The organism is Christiangramia sediminis, from assembly GCF_020552705.1.
GTDB lineage: Bacteria > Bacteroidota > Bacteroidia > Flavobacteriales > Flavobacteriaceae > Christiangramia > Christiangramia sediminis.
On the sequence record NZ_JAJBZG010000005.1, the window covers coordinates 873,365 to 889,151 of the forward strand.

The 15,787-nt window shown below is 37.3% G+C and carries 13 protein-coding genes and 1 tRNA gene; 9 read left to right on the plus strand and 5 right to left on the minus strand.

Features of this window, described 5'->3' with window-relative positions:
• Positions 1-178: 178 nt before the first annotated feature.
• From LGQ90_RS13440 to LGQ90_RS13450, 3 genes are read left to right on the plus strand one after another with little or no spacing between them, the layout of a single operon-like run.
• Positions 179-1,498: a sugar porter family MFS transporter gene (locus LGQ90_RS13440; RefSeq protein ID WP_229341738.1), complete on the plus strand. Its 1,320-nt coding sequence runs from the start codon at positions 179-181 to the stop codon at positions 1,496-1,498.
• Positions 1,499-1,516: 18 nt separating this feature from the next.
• The gene (locus LGQ90_RS13445) at positions 1,517-3,145 is read left to right on the plus strand and encodes a glycoside hydrolase family 32 protein (RefSeq protein WP_229341739.1); all 1,629 of its coding nucleotides are present in this window, start codon (positions 1,517-1,519) and stop codon (positions 3,143-3,145) included.
• A gap of 24 nt (positions 3,146-3,169) precedes the next feature.
• Complete coding sequence (locus LGQ90_RS13450; protein ID WP_229341740.1) at positions 3,170-4,072, plus strand: carbohydrate kinase family protein; 903 nt, start codon at positions 3,170-3,172, stop codon at positions 4,070-4,072.
• Between the two features lie 49 nt (positions 4,073-4,121).
• Here LGQ90_RS13450 and LGQ90_RS13455 read toward each other — a convergent pair whose 3' ends face one another.
• Complete coding sequence (locus LGQ90_RS13455; RefSeq protein ID WP_229341741.1) at positions 4,122-5,540, minus strand: glycosyltransferase family 2 protein; 1,419 nt, start codon at positions 5,538-5,540, stop codon at positions 4,122-4,124.
• Positions 5,541-6,048: 508 nt separating this feature from the next.
• Between LGQ90_RS13455 and LGQ90_RS13460 the strand changes: the two genes are divergently transcribed.
• From LGQ90_RS13460 to LGQ90_RS13475, 4 genes are all read left to right on the plus strand, one after another.
• Positions 6,049-6,612 (plus strand): DUF4256 domain-containing protein, encoded by a 564-nt coding sequence (locus LGQ90_RS13460; RefSeq protein ID WP_229341742.1) that lies wholly within the window; start codon positions 6,049-6,051, stop codon positions 6,610-6,612.
• A gap of 226 nt (positions 6,613-6,838) precedes the next feature.
• Positions 6,839-8,158, plus strand: a complete 1,320-nt coding sequence (locus LGQ90_RS13465; protein WP_229341744.1) for a M20/M25/M40 family metallo-hydrolase — start codon at positions 6,839-6,841, stop codon at positions 8,156-8,158.
• Between the two features lie 104 nt (positions 8,159-8,262).
• Positions 8,263-8,715, plus strand: coding sequence for an SRPBCC domain-containing protein (locus tag LGQ90_RS13470; RefSeq protein ID WP_229341746.1), 453 nt, complete (start codon positions 8,263-8,265; stop codon positions 8,713-8,715).
• 287 nt (positions 8,716-9,002) lie between these two features.
• Positions 9,003-9,188, plus strand: coding sequence for a hypothetical protein (locus LGQ90_RS13475; protein WP_229341747.1), 186 nt, complete (start codon positions 9,003-9,005; stop codon positions 9,186-9,188).
• A 62-nt stretch (positions 9,189-9,250) separates the two neighbouring features.
• Here LGQ90_RS13475 and LGQ90_RS13480 read toward each other — a convergent pair whose 3' ends face one another.
• Both LGQ90_RS13480 and LGQ90_RS13485 read right to left on the minus strand, forming a co-directional pair.
• The gene (locus LGQ90_RS13480) at positions 9,251-11,098 is read right to left on the minus strand and encodes an adenylate/guanylate cyclase domain-containing protein (RefSeq protein ID WP_229341748.1); all 1,848 of its coding nucleotides are present in this window, start codon (positions 11,096-11,098) and stop codon (positions 9,251-9,253) included.
• Between the two features lie 9 nt (positions 11,099-11,107).
• Positions 11,108-11,578, minus strand: coding sequence for a hypothetical protein (locus LGQ90_RS13485; RefSeq protein ID WP_229341749.1), 471 nt, complete (start codon positions 11,576-11,578; stop codon positions 11,108-11,110).
• 475 nt (positions 11,579-12,053) lie between these two features.
• Here LGQ90_RS13485 and LGQ90_RS13490 point away from each other — a divergent pair, with 475 nt between their 5' ends.
• On the plus strand, positions 12,054-12,263 hold the full coding sequence (locus LGQ90_RS13490) for a hypothetical protein (RefSeq protein WP_229341750.1): 210 nt from the start codon (positions 12,054-12,056) through the stop codon (positions 12,261-12,263).
• A 183-nt stretch (positions 12,264-12,446) separates the two neighbouring features.
• Here LGQ90_RS13490 and LGQ90_RS13495 read toward each other — a convergent pair whose 3' ends face one another.
• Positions 12,447-13,904, minus strand: coding sequence for a potassium/proton antiporter (locus LGQ90_RS13495; RefSeq protein WP_229341751.1), 1,458 nt, complete (start codon positions 13,902-13,904; stop codon positions 12,447-12,449).
• 88 nt (positions 13,905-13,992) lie between these two features.
• Positions 13,993-14,077: transfer RNA gene (locus tag LGQ90_RS13500), tRNA-Leu, on the minus strand.
• Positions 14,078-14,383: 306 nt separating this feature from the next.
• Between LGQ90_RS13500 and LGQ90_RS13505 the strand changes: the two genes are divergently transcribed.
• Positions 14,384-15,775 (plus strand): dipeptidase, encoded by a 1,392-nt coding sequence (locus tag LGQ90_RS13505; RefSeq protein WP_229341752.1) that lies wholly within the window; start codon positions 14,384-14,386, stop codon positions 15,773-15,775.
• The last annotated feature ends 12 nt before the right edge of the window (positions 15,776-15,787 follow it).

Genomic DNA, 15,787 nt, shown 5'->3' on the forward strand with positions numbered 1-15,787 from the left:
TTATCAATAAATTTTTCGATCCTTCCGCAGGAAAATTTCTTAATTCTTATGCTTTGGAAAGCTTTATTATTCAGAAAATGTATAAATTCTACGGCTAACTAATTTGGCTATCTAAATATTAAACAATGATTTTATCAATATTTGACAATCCAGCCCAACTCCTTATAATAATCTAGATATGAATAAAATACTTACCTGGTCTATAAGCGCGGCACTTGCCGGTTTTCTTTTTGGTTTTGATACCGTGGTTATTTCGGGAGCAGATAAGCAACTTCAGGCTTTATGGAATACTTCAGATGCTTTTCACGGTTCGGTAGTGATGGCGATGGCACTTTGGGGTACAGTGGTAGGTGCTATTTTTGGAGGTATTCCCACTAATAAGATCGGAAGAAAGAATACCCTAATGATCATTGGGGTTCTTTATTTCATATCAGCTTTAGGATCTGCCTTCGCAAACGATCCGATTACCTTCGCAGTTTTCAGGTTTCTGGGTGGACTGGGTGTGGGAGCCTCAACTATTGCTGCCCCGGCATTTGTTTCAGAGATCGCTCCTGCCAATCAAAGGGGAAAGCTGGTTTCCCTTTATCAATTCAATATTGTATTAGGAATTCTTATTGCTTTTCTTTCCAATTATCTGCTTAGAAATACCGGGGCAGAGCCTTGGCGCTGGATGGTTGGTATTGAAGCTTTACCGGCATTTATCTATCTTATATTCGTATTCTTTATACCCAGAAGCCCCAGGTGGCTTGTTTCTAAAGGAAGGTTTTCTGAAGCTGAAAAGGTGCTGGCCATTATAAACCCTGGAATTGATGTAAAAAGTAAAGTTCAGGAGATAAAAAATCTGAATGACAAAGAACTTACCGGGGAAAATATCTTTATGAAGAAATATAGGTTTCCGCTCATGCTGGCATTCTTGATCGCTTTTTTTAACCAGCTTTCCGGGATTAACGCCTTTCTTTATTATGCTCCCCGTATCTTTGAATCCGCAGGTTTGGGTGAGAGTACGGCGCTGTTAAGTAGTATAGGGATTGGAGTGGTGAACCTCTTGTTCACTTTGCTGGGCGTTTTTCTTATTGATAAACTAGGCAGGAAGCAACTCATGCTTTATGGATCTATCGGTTATATAATTTCACTTTCATTAGTAGCCGCCGCCTTCTTTTTAAATTGGGGTGGATTATGGGTGCCTATCTTCCTTTTCCTTTTTATCGCATCTCATGCCATAGGGCAGGGAGCAGTGATCTGGGTATTTATTTCAGAAATATTCCCTAATCGTTTACGTGCTTCGGGACAGGCTTTTGGTTCATCCACCCATTGGGTACTGGCGGCAATTATTCCCTCTACCATTCCTTATCTTTTTACAAATATAGGTCCGGGTTATGTGTTTGCTTTCTTTGCTTTTATGATGGTTTTACAGCTGCTATTTGTAATTTTTATGATGCCGGAAACGAAAGGAAAATCACTGGAAGAGTTAAGTGCTGAATTATCTATAGAAAAGTAGTTTGAAAATATGACCACTATGAAAAAATTAAAATCAATTATCTGTCTGGGTGTGCTGTTGTTAGGCCTGGCTTCTTGTAAAAGTGATAAAAAGGCGGAAGAAGTAGCTGAGGTAAAAGTGCAGACCGATGAAGACTTCAGACCAAATTTTCATTTTACCCCTGAAAAGAACTGGATGAACGATCCTAATGGGATGTTCTATCTTAATGGAACCTATCATTTGTATTTTCAGTATTATCCAGATAAAAATGTCTGGGGACCTATGCATTGGGGACATGCGACCAGTAAGGATATGATCACCTGGGAGGAACAGGAAATCGCACTATATCCAGATGAAAAAGGCTATATTTTTTCCGGAAGTGCAGTGGTTGATAAAAACAATACTTCCGGTTTTGGGAAAGATGGCAAAACTCCGGTAGTGGCGATTTTCACTTATCATGATCCGGAAGGAGAAAAGAATGAAGAGATAGATTACCAGTCACAGGCAATTGCTTATAGTCTGGATGAGGGAATTACCTGGACCAAATATGAAGGTAACCCCGTTTTGCCTAATCCGGGAATAAAAGATTTCAGGGATCCAAAGGTCACCTGGGACGATATTCATAAACAGTGGCTAATGGTATTGGCTACCACGGAAAAGACGATTTTTTATTCTTCACAGAATTTGAAGGAATGGACAAAAATTTCAGAGTTTGGAGAAAATACCGGAGCACATGACGGAGTTTGGGAATGTCCCGATTTTTTTCCTATGAAAGTTGAAGGTACAAATGAAACAAAATGGGTTTTGATCCAAAGTTTGAATCCAGGCGGATACAATGGCGGTTCTGGAACCCAGTATTTCGTGGGAGATTTTGATGGAAAAACATTTACACCCGAAGAGAATATGAAGGCTCTGGAAGAAAAGCATAATTTCTGGATAGACTTCGGAAGAGACAATTATGCGGGAGTTACCTGGGCGAATATTCCAGAAGATGACGGCAGGAAACTGTTCATAGGCTGGATGTCTAACTGGCTGTATGCGCAGGAAGTTCCTACTGAAACCTGGAGGAGTGCCATGACCGTGGCCAGAGAATTGAAGTTAATAAAAGATAAAGATCAATACCTGGTAACTTCAGCACCGGTAGAAGAATTAAAAAAATATCGAACTGTAGATTATCTTATCGAAAAGTTTAATATCAGTGGAAATTCTGTAGCACTGGACAAGGAAGATATTGACCTGGCAAGAGCAGAGATAAGGTTCAAAATTAATGATCTTAAGGAAACAACATATAATTTCAGGCTTGCTAATGCGGTGGGAGAAGAGTTTATCGTTTCTTATGATCATGCTAAAAGGCAATTCAGTATGAACCGGTCACATGCGGGACAGACTGATTTTTCAGATAAGTTCGCTTCAGAAATAGCTACGGCTCCACGAATTTCAGATTCAGATAGTCTAAGTGCGATCATCCTCTTGGATAAAACTTCAATAGAAATGTTCTTTGATGACGGGAAAACCGTTATTACCGAGATCTTCTTTCCGAATCAGCCCTGGGATGAATTCAGCTTTGCCAGCCTGGAAGATTTTACGGTAAGTAATCTGGAAGCTTATGAACTGGAATTTAATGAGGTAGAAAAGACCGAAAAGAAAACCGAAAACCAGGACATGTAGTCCAAAAAAACCTAATTTCACCACATGAGTAAAAAAATAAAAGCTGTTTGTTTTGGAGAGATCCTCTTTGACGTATTTCCTGATAGGGAAAGAATTGGTGGTGCACCCCTGAATGTGGCCAGCAGATTAAGCAGTATGGGTATTGAAACAGAAATGATAAGCCGGGTAGGAGTTGATGAAAAAGGGGAGAAATTGCTTAAGTATCTCAGCACTGCAAATATTGAAACCGGGAATATTCTAAAAGATGAAGAAAATCCCACGGGAATGGTAAATGTGACGCTTTCAGCAGCGGGTTCTGCTACCTATGATATCAATTATCCTTCAGCCTGGGATAAAATTGAACTTACAGATACGATGATAACTTCAGTAAAGAATTCAGATGCTTTTATCTTCGGAAGCCTTGTTTGCCGTGATGAGGTAAGCAGGAATACTTTGTTTGAACTTATTCCGAAGGCGAAATACCGTGTACTGGATTTTAACTTACGGCCGCCGCATTATACGGAAGAACTTTTACTTGAACTGATGCACCATGCAGAATTTCTCAAATTCAATGATGATGAGCTTTTCGAGATTGCGAGAATGATGGGGTCACAATATAATTCCCTGGAACAGAATCTGCTTTTTATCGCTGTAAAATCAAAAGCAAAACAAATTTGTGTTACCAAGGGCAGGCATGGTGCGTTATTAATGCACGATAAAAAACTCTATTATAATTCAGGGTATAAAATCAATGTGAAAGATACGGTTGGGGCAGGGGATTCCTTTCTGGGAACCTTGCTGGCTAAACTTTTACAGGGAGATGAACCACAACAGGCTTTAGATAAAGCTTGCGCTGTGGGTGCTTTAGTAGCCGCAAAGGAAGGTGCGAATCCAGAGATCTCTGCTGAATTTCTCAAAAATTTCATTGAACCTTACCATAAAAAATAATTTTCCGGCATTTATTAAATATTAACAATGCCGGAAGATCAATAAGGTTTTATTTCTTCTGACTTATTTCGCGGGTAAGCCACCCACTTTTGCTCGCAGTCGCAATGGCATAGGGAGTGATCCAGAATAAACCGAATGTGTATAAGATACTATAAGAATATGCCCAGAAAGATTCAGAAGTATTGTATTTCTTAGCATAAAAGAATACTGGAAAACTTGAAAAAATAAGGATACTTAATAAGGTGGAGCTTATAAAGAGTACTGGATGAGAGATCACAAAAAATAGCATCACTAAAATAAGTGGATAACTCATAATAATCTTTAAAAACTGGTTTATAAAAAGTAGTCGCGAACCAAGTTTAGATCCTTCTCTAAAATTTGTAAAAACATACTTAGACATGGCAATGTTCTCACGAACATTACTTCTTCCCCATCTAATGAACATCTTATATAAACCTTTATATTTTTCAGGAACATTGGTATAGGCGTAGGCATTACGTTGGAATAATACATGTTTTCCCTGTTTCAGGATCATGTTGGTCATTGCCCTATCTTCACCAATATCAGAAGGTTTTCCCATAAACGTCTGATTGATCCATTGCGGCAGACATTCAAAAACAGCTGTTCTGCGATAAGCGGCTAGTGCACCGGGAGTACATAGTACCGATTCCAGAGAACTTTCAGCGGAACGAACAAATTCAAAACTAAGTACAAAACTTACATTAAGCATTTTAGGGAGCAGAGCCTTCTCATTATTTAGAACTCTTATGTTACCGGCAACGGCACCACATTTTTCATTCAAAACAAACGGGCTTACCAGATTTCTTAAGGTGTCTGGATTTACTACAGAGTCACTATCTACCGTTACAAAAACCTCCCCTGTCCCCAGGTTAAATCCACGATATAAAGCGTGTCGCTTTCCTTTATTTTTTGGTTGCTGGTAAATTGACAGGCGATCACCAAGTAAATTTTTAGCCTCCTGCATCCAGTACCAGGTATCATCCTTACTACCATCGTCTATAGCCAGTAGTTGTAATTTCTCTTCCGGAAAGTCACTTTTAGCAAGGCTTAATAAGGTAGCATAAACCTGTTTACCTTCATTGTAGGCTGGCACGATCACCGTGGTTGTGGGTAGTTTATCGTTAGAGACAGATTTAATTGGTTTATATCTAAAATACAAGTATAGATTATACACGAAAAATCCAGCTCTATATAAAAATAAGGCACTGGCAATTATAAAGAATACAAATCCCCAGCTAGAATTGATTCTCTCAGTATTATATTCTGAAAAATCATTCTGTAAATAATATACCAGGAATGCAGCTACGATCATTAAAATAAAAGTACTCGCAAGTACTACGATTCCCCAAATATTCTTGGGATTTTTAGTATTAGAAGATGTATCTGAAGTATTAGAAGGGTTTATTGCAGTCTTGTTATTTGCAAAATTCATATTTTTTGAATTCATAATTTTTATTCTATTAAAGAATGTTGAAATCCATTAGCAACTCCCGTGCCATTGCATATTTGCCGTGCTGTGGAGCGTTTTTCATACTATAACTGTGTAGAAATTCTATATTTTATACACATGTGAGTACACAATTTTTGTAATTGAAAGTTTTTGACCGAATCAATGAGCCGCGTTTCAATAATCAAAGTTACCTCCTCAGCATACTATCACTGGCGAATTTATTTTCAGCCGGCAAATATAGATTTAATAAGAATCGGAAATATTCTACAGGAAAAGAAATATTCACAATTTTTAGCTGTAATTTTTAAGGCTGCTCACAGCTAGTTTACCTGTACGTAGGAGAAGTGAGAAATATGAAGGTTTGAAATTCTATAATTCAGGCTACCTCCATTAGAATAATATATTCCGATGAATCTATTAATGAGAAACGCAATTTTCTTCACCTTACACAGTGAAGCAGGTTAAAGAAAATAATTAACTTCCTAATTAATCTAATATCACACATATGGCAAAACACAAAGATCCGTCATTTCAACAAAAGGAAGAATTGATAAACGTTTTAAAGACCCGTTTCGAGGAAAATATGAATCGTCATAAAGGTCTGGATTGGACGAAAATCCGGGATAAACTTGAAGCGAATCCAGGAAAAATCTGGTCTATTTATGAAATGGAAAGAACCGGTGGGCAGCCTGATGTGGTTGATCAAAAAAAAGATACCGATGAATATCTTTTTTATGACTGTTCTATAGAAAGTCCCACTGGTCGAAGAAGTCTTTGTTATGACCAGGATGCACTTGAATCAAGGAAGCAAAATAAACCTAAGAATAGTGCGGTGAAGACGGCAGCATCAATGGGTATTGAAATCTTAACAGAACAACAATATCTGGAATTTCAGAAACTGGGAAATTTTGACACCAAAACTTCCAGCTGGTTGAAAACTCCATCTGATATAAGGAAACTGGGCGGAGCCATCTTTGGAGATTTTCGCTATAACCAGGTTTTTATTTATCACAATGGAGCAGAATCTTACTATGCGGCACGCGGTTTTAGAGCTTCGTTGAAATTATAATAATTACAGAACAAAGCAATAAATGTCATACTCATAGCTTCTGCGGTATAAATAAGAGAGCAAATATTTTCATATTATGCAAAGCATGCTTGTGGTAGACCCAAGTATTCCTTTAAGAGAACCTGCTTCTTTTTTGTATTTTTATCGAAATACAGGCCTGAGCTTTTCAGGATAGAGTCCAAAATTAATCAACCGGGGGTGAAGCCTCTTTCAATGTGATATTCTAATGAAATTAATACTAAGAACCTTTATTTTTCTATTTATTTTCTCTTTTTCAATTAGTGGTTTCAGTCAGCTTAATAAAACTGAGAAGAAGATAATAAAAGCGGTAGATATGCATACCGATGAATCTCTGAAATTGCTGGAGAAAGCAGTCAATATCAATAGTGGAACTATGAATTTTAAGGGAGTTCGTGAAGTTGGTGAGCTTTTTAAGGCTGAACTCGATAAGCTGGGTTTTGAAACACAGCTTACTTCCGGAGAGGCGTATGGTCGCGCTGGACATCTTATCGCTACTCATGAAGGTAAACCGGGACTTAAGTTATTGCTTATTGGTCACCTGGATACGGTCTTTGAACTGGACAGCCCTTTTCAAAATTCAAGTATGGAGAATGATTCTATCATGAAAGCGCCGGGAGTTGCCGATATGAAAGGAGGCGATGTGGTGATTATCCTGGCTATGCGGGCTTTAAAGGAAGCAGGTATTCTTGATGAGATGTCAGTAAAAATAGTAATGACCGGAGACGAGGAAAAAAGCGGAGATCCTATAGAACTTTCAAAAAAGGATCTCGTAGATGGAGCTAAATGGGCTGATGTCGCCCTGGGTTTTGAAAATGGTGATGGGAACCCCGGGACCATCGTCACTTCAAGAAGGGGTTCATCCAGCTGGAAACTTGAAGTAAATGGAAATGCCGCTCATTCTTCACAGGTTTTTACCTATAAAGTAGGGGTGGGAGCTATTTATGAGGCTTCAAGAATATTGAATGAATTCTATTCTCAACTTTCAACCGAAGAAAACCTCACTTTTAATCCGGGATTTATTCTTGGGGGAACTTCAGTAGATGCGGAAGAAGACAATATGGGAGGTTCAGCTTCTGGTAAAACGAACGTGGTCGCTCAAAAAGCATTAATTCGTGGTGATATCAGGGCGGTCTCGCAAGAACAGCTGGAGAGTGCCAAAGCTACTATGGCTAAAATAGTTTCAGATAATTATCCGCAGACTCAGACAAAACTAAGTTTCGATGATGGCGGTTATCCTCCTCTGGATCCTGCCGAAGGAAATTCAAAATTGCTGGAATTTTACAATGAGATAAGTCAGGATCTTGGATTCGGGAGCGTTTCGGCGGTAAATCCCAGAAATGCAGGTGCGGCTGATATTTCATTTACTGCCGGTCATGTGGAAATGGCAGCAGACGGGCTTGGCTTAAGTGGTGCCGATGATCATACAGTGAATGAGACGGGGAATCTGAATATGGTTTCTCGCCAGGCCAAAAGAGCCGCTGTTTTGATGTATAGACTTTCTCAAAACCAGGTTTCCAAAAAATAATATCCTATTACTGGATAATCTGTAATTAAAGGCTTAGTACAATTTTAAATTATTGTAATATAGTTAATTATGTAAATTAGAAGCTTAGCTAAAAATCAATAATTATGAAAAAAATAAGTTATTCTACAACTATCAATTGTTCGGTAAAAAAGACTTATAAAACTATGATTGATAAAGACCATTATAACGATTGGACTTCTGTGTTCAACCCTGCTTCACGATATGAAGGTTCCTGGGATAAAGGTTCTAAAATTATATTTGTAGGAGAGGATAAGGAAGGAAATACCGGCGGAATGGTAAGCAGGATCAAAGAAAATATTCCCTATGAATTTATAAGTATAGAACACCTTGGGATTATTGAAGATGAAAAGGAAATAACCGAAGGGGAGAAGGTAAAAGAATTTGCGGGTGCTCTTGAAAATTACCGGTTTATAGATGAAAATGGAGCAACCCGTGTGGAAGTAGAAATGGATACCGATGAGAACTGGGAAAATTACTTTAAAGAAACATGGCCAAAGGCGCTTCAAAAACTGAAAGAAGTTTGTGAAAATGCTTAATTACTGAGAGTAAAATTATCTCTGTTTTTTTTGAGTTGGAACTCTGAGTCCGATTGTTTTTAGACCCGTAAATAGGAAATTTGGCAGTTATTTTAGGATAACAATCAGCTTTTAGAAAAATGATAATTTTTGCACAGCTAAATTTTCTGTAAGTACCACATCTTTAGAAAGAACCACTACATATTTTTTAAAAAAATGTTTATGTTTGCAAAAGAAATCAGGTCTTAACCTACACGAATGCCGCCCCTACTCCGCATTTAGATCGCAAGACCTATAAATGCGATATAATGAATAAAGTACGGATCTTAGGAATCGGGGCTATTATAAGCGGAATTCTTATCGGTTATTTTTTTACAAGAACAGATGTACATTTACTCTCAGGAATGCTTATAGGAGTGGGTGTAGGCTGGGTTATAACAGGAAGATTCCTCTCTCATGGGAAAAAACAGAAATCTCGAGTAAGAGCAGATTAGATAGTTCAATATCTGAAGTACTAGAAATTTAAGGGTAGTTGTTCATTATTTACAATAATCAATTATCCAGCTATTTTTTCTTCGTTTTCCTTAGCAATATTTGCATAATACATCTTGAGGATTCTGCCATTTTTCACCTCTACTTCTCCGCGATATTCACACTCAAATTTATCTTTAACGAGTTCATAAGTATTTTCAGAGATATTTATTCTACCTATATCAGAATGGGATTCCATACGAGCAGCAATATTAACGGTATCGCCCCAAATATCGTAAGCGAATTTTTTTGTACCTACAACTCCTGCTACCACGGGACCTGAATTTAGACCGATCCTAACGTCAAAATTAGCATCATCATAAAGTGAATTTTCCTTTGTTTCTTTAACAAATTGAGTCATTTCGAAGGCGGCCATTAAAATTCGGTATGCATGATCCTGAGTGGGAAATGGGAGTCCGCTTGCGGCCATATAGCTATCTCCAATCGTCTTTATCTTTTCTATATCATACTTCTCCATGATCTTATCAAATTGCGAGAAATAATAATCGATTGTTTTTATAAGCCTTTCCGGAGGAAGTTTCTCAGCTATGAGTGTAAATCTCTTGAAATCGGCAAATAATACGGTGACCGATTCAAACTTCTTAGCGCGAACCTTACCATTCTTTTTGAGTTCCCGGGCGGTTTCTTCCGGAAGAATATTGAGCAATAATAGCTCAGACCGGTTTTTCTCTTTTTCAATGATAGCGCTGGTTCTTTTAATAAACCTGTTTCTGCGATAAAGTCCGAAAGCCAGCAAACATATCAAAAATGAAGCAACGCCAATAGAAATAACCACGAGTTGCTGATTTTTTCTTTGCTCACTAAGCAGGTCTACTTCTGCCTGTTTTTGAGCAACTTCATAATCTGCACGTAATCCCGCGATATTCTGGGCAGTAGAAACATTCAGCACACTGTCTTTATAGGTAATATACTCTTTGTAGAATTTATAGGCTTCAGGGGTATTTCCTGTTTTTTCATAAATCTGGGATAACCTTAAATTCGCTTCCCTTATTTCATTTTTGAATCCGTAAGTTTTTGCCAGATCCCGGCTGAGACTTGCAAATTCTATTGCTGTAGAATCTTCATTTTTTTCAGTATAAATATCAGACATTCCATTTAGAAATTCACAGATGGGAGAATAATCTCCCTCGCGTTCAAGAGTTTGAATTGCCTGACCTATATTTATTTCGGCCTCTTTATTTCTACCCATTTTGGCATAAGCAAGTCCCAATGTGCCAGCACAATAAGCAAGTCCAAGGTCAAAATTGATATTTTTAAAAATTTGTTCAGATTCATTTAAATATAAGATGGCCTTATCAATCTGATTATTTTTAAGATATCCGTCCCCGGCATTAAATATGACAGATCCCAAAGTAAGAGAATCGTTTGTTCCTCGAAAAATCGCTATAGCTTCGTTGTAGTATTTAATAGACCTGTCATGATTCCTGGTTAGGGAGTAAACATCACCTAGCGTGACTTTTATTAATCCCAGTTCCTTTTCGTTCCTGGCAACCGAACCTGCCTTAAAGTAACTTTCCAGAGCCTCGCTAAAATCACCTCTTGAAGCCAGTGCATTTCCTTTCTGAAGATATCCTGAATAGATGTAAGTAGAAGAATCTTTTTCTTTTGCAGCTTTTAAAAGTTCATTGGAGAACTTTAATTTTTTATAGGGAGCTATAGAATTTTCTGAAAGTTCTTTCAAAAGTTTCAGGTTGTTCTGCAACTTGTAATTGGAGCTATAAATTTTTTCGAGACTATCGGCAATTGCCTGATCCTGGGCAATAGTATTACCAGATAGAAAAATAATAGAAAATACCAGGAACAGAGATTTCCTGTACTTCAATAAGCATATATGCATCCAGGATATCTGCATATAAAATTATTAATCTTGCGGAATTAATTTCAGTTTTGGATCAATCGTATATTCTGTCCAGGTTTGAGAGCCTCTTTTTCTTACCTCGAATTTAATGGAGTATTTTTCTATATCGCCCGGTGTTCCTTCCTGTACTTTTCCTACCACCACCCCTGTTCCGTTTTGTTCAGAAATCCTTCCAGCTCCAAGTAATTTAACACCCTCATCATGCTTAAATAATTTTATTCTTACCAGGCCACCACTGTCTGGAGTAGCGCTCCCCTTCCAGATGATCACATCTCCTATTTTTACATCCAGGGTAAAATCTTTGTTTTTAATTTCAGAAGCCTGTCCGAATGTAGCGGTCTCATCAATATTGTTTTCGTCAATATTTTCCGTGTCCACTTCCAGGTTAATGATTGGATTGCCTTGAGCAAGAAGGTTCACATTAAAAAGTAATACGCTAATAATGCAAAGTAAAATTGTAGCTTTTGATTTCATAACTATTATTTTGGTTGTTTTCTAAGTAGGTGAAGTAAAGCTGATTTTCAATTTTGAAATGGAAGTGGGGGAGCACTGCATCTAATATAAGAGATAAAGGGCTCACTAAGATAGTGAAATATTTTAATCACCTGTAAATAAGGTTTTTATATTTAATAATGAATTTGTAATTTGAAATTTTAAGGAAAAAAATAAAGGATCGTGACTTAGAATTAATTTTTATCTATTTATGGTGCGTTTTTTGATCGAGTAAGTGTATATTTCTATTTGATTTAAGTTGTATGGCTACTTATTAAAATCATTTCTATATTTAAATAATAGATTTGGTATTGAAAAATTCTATATAGAATAAGATAAGTATGATTATTCTTAGACAAATTTGTTTTTTTAATTACATACATTTAAATTTTAAAATGAATCATCAGGTTCGCCTAATGAATATATTCACGTATTATTGAAAAATTTATTATAGAAAATGGGACGACCTTCTACCAAACCAAAGGATCTAAGAGACGGATATTATATAGAAGTCAGGAATAAAAATAAGAGTTCTGGTGTCAAAATTAGAAGAGATACTAAAGAACAGCTATTGCTTGCTATTGAAGAATATAAAGATATTAAGGATGTGATAATTTTGGGGAGATCTAAAAATGGAAAAATGGAAGATATTCCAGGACTTTCATAAAAATTATTTGCATTTAAAATTCCTTAAATTGTGATGTTCAAAAAAGCTGGAATATATCTGTAAAAATTATCCAAAAACTCGGTTATTTCTAACTAATGCACTTTTACAATTGTAATAATAAGCGAGTTTTGAAACTGGAAATTTAGGAATATGAAAATTTTTAAATAATCTTTTCTTTTCAAATTATCCCAGCTGATTCTTGACAAGTAAAAAATTAGACCTGTCCTCAGTAAGAACTAAAAGGATATCGTTTTCCTTTAATATGGTATCTCCTTTAGGAGTGATAAAGTTATTATTTCGAGTGATCATCGCTATAATTGCACCAGTTGGGAGTTTAAGATCTACAATCATTTTTCCTATGGCTATACTGCCTTCAGGAATCTCAATCTCCTGTAAATGAGATTTACTTTCATCCATAAGTATTTTATCTACAGGAGATAATTTTTTTTCAGAACTAGGCAGAGCAACCCCAAACCAATGTGCAACGGCCGAAAGGCTGGTTCCCTGAATTACGACTGAAGTAAGGGAAACAAAGAAAACGATATTAAAAATCAAATTTGCTTTTTCAATTCCCGCTATAAGTGGATAGGTTGCAAAAACAATAGGAACAGCACCTCTTAGACCTACCCAAGAAATATAAAGCCTTCGTTTAAATTTCATTTTAAAGAAGCTTAAACTGAGAAAAACAGCAATGGGCCTGGCCACAAAAATGAGTACTGCAGCTATGGCTAATCCAATACCTACCACCGGGATTACCTGAGAAGGAAACACAAGAAGACCTAAGGTAAGGAATAATACTATTTGCATTAGCCAGGCTAGCCCGTCGAACATTTTAATTATGGTATTTTTATGAATAAGGTTTTGATTTCCAAGATAAACCCCACATAAATAAACGGCTAAAAACCCATTTCCTCCTATCGCATCTGTAGCAGAAAAAGTGATAAACATAAGCGAAATTACCAGCACCGGATAGAGGCCTTCAAAACCTAATCTAATTTTATTAATTATGATTTTGCTTAATTGCCCAAAAGCGAATCCTGCGATGGCTCCAATTGTTATCTGAAGAAAAAACATGGGAACTATACTCCATACAGTATCTTCAGGATTCATGACCAGACTTAAGAATGCGATAGTAAGAAAATAGGCCATAGGATCGTTACTACCACTTTCCAATTCCAGAGTAGGTCTCAAATTAGAACGTAATGCCAGGTTTTTAGATCTTAAGATGGAAAATACAGCGGCGGCATCTGTTGATGAAATAATAGCCCCCAGTAATAAAGCTTCCATAAGACTGAAATTGGTAATTAGCCAGGCAAAAATACCAATAGAAACAGCCGTAATAAGCACCCCTAATGTAGAAAGAGAAATCCCCTGCCATAAGATAGGTTTAATACTTTTCCAGCGCGTATCCAAGCCTCCGGAAAACAGGATGAAATTAAGGGCTACAATCCCAATGAACTGGGCGATTTTAGGTTCGTCAAAATAGATTCCTCCAATGCCTTCAGACCCTGCCAGCATTCCGACCAGGAGAAATAAAATTAAAGTAGGTACACCAAATCTATAGGAGGTTTTTCCAGCCAGAATACTAATGAATAAGAGCAGTGAACCTATTAATAAAATATTCTCAATAGTAATATTCATTTATACAGCAGGATTAGGAAGATATAAATTTCAAGTTAATAATTTAATATCATAAAAAAAGCCGACTCGTTAAAGTCGGCTTTTCATTTGGTGCGGGCGAGAGGACTCGAACCTCCACACCTTGCGGCACTAGATCCTAAGTCTAGCGTGTCTACCAATTCCACCACGCCCGCATTTAAAGTTTCACAACACTTAGGACTCGTTGTGATTCCCTGCTTAATTACTTAAGCGGGTGCAAATATAATTATAGTTTTTAAAAATCAAATAATGAAAGATGAAAATATTGAAATTTTTTTCTGAATAAATAAGACTGCTAAAACTGGTCTTTTTAAGATGTTGATTTACAGCCTTCAGCCAGATCATAAAATTTTTTAGAAAAACTGAAAAAGTTTAGGTTTAGCTTATGAAAAGAGTAGGGGAAAGCATTATAGTTTTCCAAAGAGAACTTAGTAACTTTACGCAAACTTGAAAATTAATTCATGGATTCAATAAAAGAATACTTAGATAAAAATAAGGACAGATTTCTGGAGGAACTTTTAGATTTATTAAAGATTCCTTCAATTTCAGCCGATCCTGCGTATAAAGGTGATATGCTAAAAGCGGCAGATGCCTTAAAAGCCAGGCTTCTTGAAGCAGGCTGTGATAGGGCAGAAGTTTCTCCTACGCCTGGTCACCCTGTGGTATACGCTGAAAAAATAATCGATAAGAATCTACCAACGGTGCTGGTTTATGGGCATTATGACGTTCAGCCGCCAGATCCCCTGGATCTTTGGGATTCACCACCATTTGAACCGGTGATCAAGGAAACTAAGATCCATCCCGAAGGAGCAATTTTCGCCAGAGGTTCCTGTGATGATAAGGGACAGATGTATATGCATGTGAAAGCCATGGAATACATGACCAAAAATGATGAGCTTCCCTGTAATGTGAAGTTCATGATCGAAGGTGAAGAAGAAGTAGGTAGCGAGCATTTAGACTGGTGGATCAAGGAGAATAAGGAAAAACTTCAGAATGATGTGATCCTTATTTCTGATACCGGAATGATCTCTAAAGATACTCCTTCAATTACTACCGGTCTTCGCGGACTCTCTTATGTGGAAGTTGAGGTAACCGGAGCAAACCGCGATCTGCATTCAGGCCTCTATGGAGGAGCGGTCGCAAATCCGTTGAATATTCTTAGCCAGATGATATCGCAGTTGACTGACGAAAATAACCATATTACCATTCCGGGATTTTATGATAATGTAGAAAATCTAAGCGATGAAGAAAGAGCTAAAATGGCGGAAGCTCCTTTCAGTTTAGAGGAATATAAAGAGAAACTGGACATTAGAGATGTTCACGGTGAAAAAGGATATTCTACGTTAGAAAGAGGTTCAATTAGACCTACCTTAGATGTGAACGGAATGTGGGGAGGTTATATTGGCGAAGGTGCCAAGACCGTTTTGCCTTCAAAAGCTTATGCAAAAATTTCCATGCGTCTGGTGCCAAACCAGGATTGGAAAGAGATCACTGAACTTTTCAAAAAGCATTTTGAGAGTCTGGCGCCAGATTCAGTAAAAGTAGAGGTGAAACCACATCATGGTGGATATCCCTATGTTACCCCTATAGATACTATTGGTTACCAGGCTGCAAGTGCAGCCTACGAAGAAACCTTTGGAAAAACACCAATTCCGCAACGAAGCGGCGGAAGTATCCCGATCGTTTCCCTATTTGAAAAAGAACTGGACAGTAAGATCATTTTGATGGGCTTTGGTTTAGATACCGATGCGATACATTCTCCAAATGAACATTTTGGAGTTTGGAATTACCTGAAAGGGATCGAAACCATTCCGTGGTTCTATAAGCATTTTACCGAAATGAGTAAAAAGTAGATTTTCTTATAG